At 50.7% G+C, this 3,221-nt stretch carries 4 protein-coding genes and 1 tRNA gene; all 5 read left to right on the top strand.

The window, feature by feature from the left end; translation table 11 throughout:
• Positions 1-216: 216 nt before the first annotated feature.
• Positions 217-462, top strand: coding sequence for a hypothetical protein (locus QZ279_RS10785; protein WP_293450710.1), 246 nt, complete (start codon positions 217-219; stop codon positions 460-462).
• 66 nt (positions 463-528) lie between these two features.
• Positions 529-604: transfer RNA gene (locus tag QZ279_RS10790), tRNA-Trp, on the top strand.
• Positions 605-825: 221 nt separating this feature from the next.
• A complete protein-coding gene (secE, locus tag QZ279_RS10795) occupies positions 826-1,023 on the top strand; it encodes a preprotein translocase subunit SecE (protein ID WP_293450712.1) in 198 nt (65 codons plus the stop codon).
• 230 nt (positions 1,024-1,253) lie between these two features.
• Entirely contained in the window at positions 1,254-1,787 is a 534-nt protein-coding gene (gene nusG / locus QZ279_RS10800) for a transcription termination/antitermination protein NusG (RefSeq protein WP_293450714.1), read from the top strand.
• 306 nt (positions 1,788-2,093) lie between these two features.
• Positions 2,094-3,221: OmpA family protein (locus tag QZ279_RS10805; RefSeq protein ID WP_293450716.1), on the top strand; the 1,128-nt coding region annotated here is incomplete at its 3' end.

A 3,221-nucleotide genomic window follows, 5' to 3' on the forward strand; every position in this document is an offset into this window, starting at 1 on the left:
TTAATGGGTCCTGACCCTAATCATCGGAAAGTTCTGCCAAATTGCCAGTGGGGTCCAGTTTATCACCTCTTCGGCCAATCATTGCTTTGATGGCATCTCTAGCTTTACCTTTGCCATTTTTGGAGGCGGTCCACCCCAAGGCCGCCCGTCCATGCCCGAGGCGGGCCCCGATACGATTATTGGAAATGACTGCTGGATCGGGACAGGGCGACGGTCTTGCCGGGCGCACATTTAGGGGATGGAGTTATCGTCGGCGCAGGATCGGTCGTTGGGGGCAAGGTCGCTGACTACAGCATCGTGGCAGGCAATCGCGCGACAATTCAACGTGCACGGTTTTCGCCAGAAGACATAAAACGCATCAAATTGATTGCTTGGTGGAATTGGCTAATCCAGAAGATATTGGCAAACGAAGGCGCAATCGCGGGCGACGATATCGACGCGCTTGAGGCCGCATGTGAATAGCTGCGTTAACTATGCACTTTGCCCCTTGCAAAGGATCAGCCTGCGCCGTAAACGAAACGCGGCTTTAGGGGTTTAGCTCAGTTGGTAGAGCGACGGTCTCCAAAACCGTAGGTCAAGAGTTCGAGTCTCTTAGCCCCTGCCAGAGCCGCATTCACGAGCCTTACGTATGGTCTTCTTTACGCCAAACGTGCCTAGGGTTCGCCGGAATGACATTTCAGGGATTGATACTTTTGATGCCACTCACGTTTGCGTAAACTGCTGGTCGAACCGATCAACTTTGCGCACGGCTTCACAAACCTGTCTTGAAATCGCCGCACTCAACGCGTATGTCGCTAACAACCCGATTGATGGAAGTTCGAAAAAATGGCAATGACCAACCCACTACAGTACGCTCAGCAAGTACGCTCAGAAGTTTCTAAAGTTGTCTGGCCTACGCGTCGCGAAGTTGTTTTGACAACAGTCATGGTCTTTATCATGTCCGCTCTGACAGCGATTTTCTTTGCAACGATCGACATCATCATTCGATTTGGCCTGACAAGCGTTCTTGGCTACTTTGGATAAGATCCAAACGGGATGGCATCACGCCAACGATTGAAAATCTCAGCAAGCCCTTGAAATGCAAGCGTAGCAGGGGTATTGCGCACAGACTTCCCAAATTTAGTGCTCTTAAGATTCGAACAGCGCACTGATTTTGCCTTGTTGCTGCGTTACGCAAAGGGTTAGCTATTTGGGACGAATGATAATTCGAACCGCTGGGTCAAAGCCTAGGTTCAAACAAGGATAGATGTCAGATGGCGAAGCGTTGGTATTCGGTAAGCGTTCTTTCGAACTTTGAGAAGAAGATTGCTGAGCAAATCAGAAATTCGACCATCGAGAACGGACTCGAGGCAGACATCGAAGAAGTGCTGGTCCCTACGGAAGAAGTGATCGAAGTCCGTCGCGGTAAGAAAGTCACGTCCGAGCGTCGCTTTATGCCAGGTTACGTTCTGGTCCGCATGGAAATGTCTGACCAAGGCTATCACCTGATTAATTCGATCAACCGCGTCACAGGTTTCTTGGGGCCACAAGGGCGCCCAATGCCAATGCGGGATGCCGAGGTCGAAGCAATTCTTGGCCGTGTTGCTGAGGGCGAAGATGCACCGCGTAATATCATTCATTTCGAGACTGGTGAGCGCGTCAAGGTTAACGAGGGTCCATTCGAAGACTTCGACGGCATGGTTGAAGAAGTTGACGATGAGAACCAACGCCTGAAAGTGACTGTATCTATCTTTGGTCGCGAAACTCCGGTCGAGCTGGAGTTTACGCAGGTGACAAAACAGATCTAATACAGTTTCTGCTTGTTGTGTCTGAAATCGGCGAGACAGCAAACAGACTTTAATGAAATAGATTGCGCATTAGCTGACAAGCTGGTGCGCATTCTTCGTTTCAGCAGGCTACTTGGGTAGATTTACTGAAAAAATAGATGAATTCGCTTAGTTATGTCCCACGCGAGCGTCAAAACTAAAAAAAACCTCAAATTGCACTTTCTTGCGAATTACCTGTTGACGCAGGCTGTGGTTGTGCGGCTATCTATCGATACGAGCACAACATAAGCGGTAAACTGCTAAGCCGCGATCAATATTTTGGGAGCCATGTCTTTTAAGCTAATCAAAGATCATTTGCCGTGGGTCGCACCCACAGTTGCAATCGTTTTCGCTGCCTCAGGTTATTTTGACAGATCTTCAAATGCCGAAGACATAGTTCAGGCACCCTTAACTAGTTCTATGGACGCGACTGTTGCGTCTAATTCCCAGTTCCAAGCCACAACCAATGCCACCGCATTTGATGCGAAGAATAACAATGATGTCGTCACGCGCCTTAGTTCGGTGACGGATTCTTCATTACAAGCGATGCAGCCTGTAGACACACAAGCAATGCAACAAGCAGCAGCACTGGCGTTTGCGCCTGCCGTCGTTCCGGAACAGGTGGCGGTAATCGCAACACCTGCGCAGGTCGCATCAGTCGAACCAGTTACACGTACTGCTTCGCTGCAAGCGACGCAAAATGCTGTCGCGTTCTTTTCGGACGCACAGGCGAGTTTGTCGGCGAGAGAATCTTGCATCGCAGATTTGCGTTCGCTGTCCGACCAAGCGCGTATCTACTTTCCAGCAGGCGGTCTGAACGCGGATCCTTGTGGGATCGAACAAGCCCGCTTGATTGGTATTCTGTTGCAAGATTGTAAGGGGGTGCAGATCATCGTTGAAGGGCATTCTGATCCATCCGGCGATGCGGACGTAAATCTGAAGCTTAGCAAGAAGCGCGCAGAGCAGATCATCCAGCGTCTTTGTGCCTCTGGCATCGACACGATGAACTTTGTCGCAAAAGGCATTGGCAGCGCGCGCCCGTCCAATATTGTAGGGCCTGAGTCCGATGCGTACTATGATCGTCGCGTAGAATTTGCAGTGATTGAAGTTGATAATACAGCCAGCTTTAACCGTGCGAAGGCCCTGTCCAATCAGTGGGCTACGTCATCGTGTGCTCAAGATCTTGAAGCTGCGATTGCGGGAAAGAATGTGTTTTATTCACCGCGCTCTGTTGCCGCCAAGCAAAGCGAAATCAGTGTTGCATTCGAATTGGCCGCGATGGCCATGGCGTGTCCTGATGCGCGTCTGCGCGTGATTAGCCAGCATTCTGATGATCTGCGCTCGGGTGAAAGCCCAGCAATGGGCCGTCTGCGTGCAAAGGCGATGATGGCGATGCTGGTCGGGCAGGGGATCGAT

Origin of the sequence: Planktotalea sp., assembly GCF_018607965.1 — a bacterium.
Taxonomy (GTDB): Bacteria; Pseudomonadota; Alphaproteobacteria; order Rhodobacterales; family Rhodobacteraceae; genus Planktotalea.

Coding starts and splice junctions, on each gene's coding strand:
- secE (WP_293450712.1), top strand. CDS start 826: ATGGCAATGACCAACCCACTACAGTACGCTCAGCAAGTACGCTCAGAA.
- nusG (WP_293450714.1), top strand. CDS start 1,254: ATGGCGAAGCGTTGGTATTCGGTAAGCGTTCTTTCGAACTTTGAGAAG.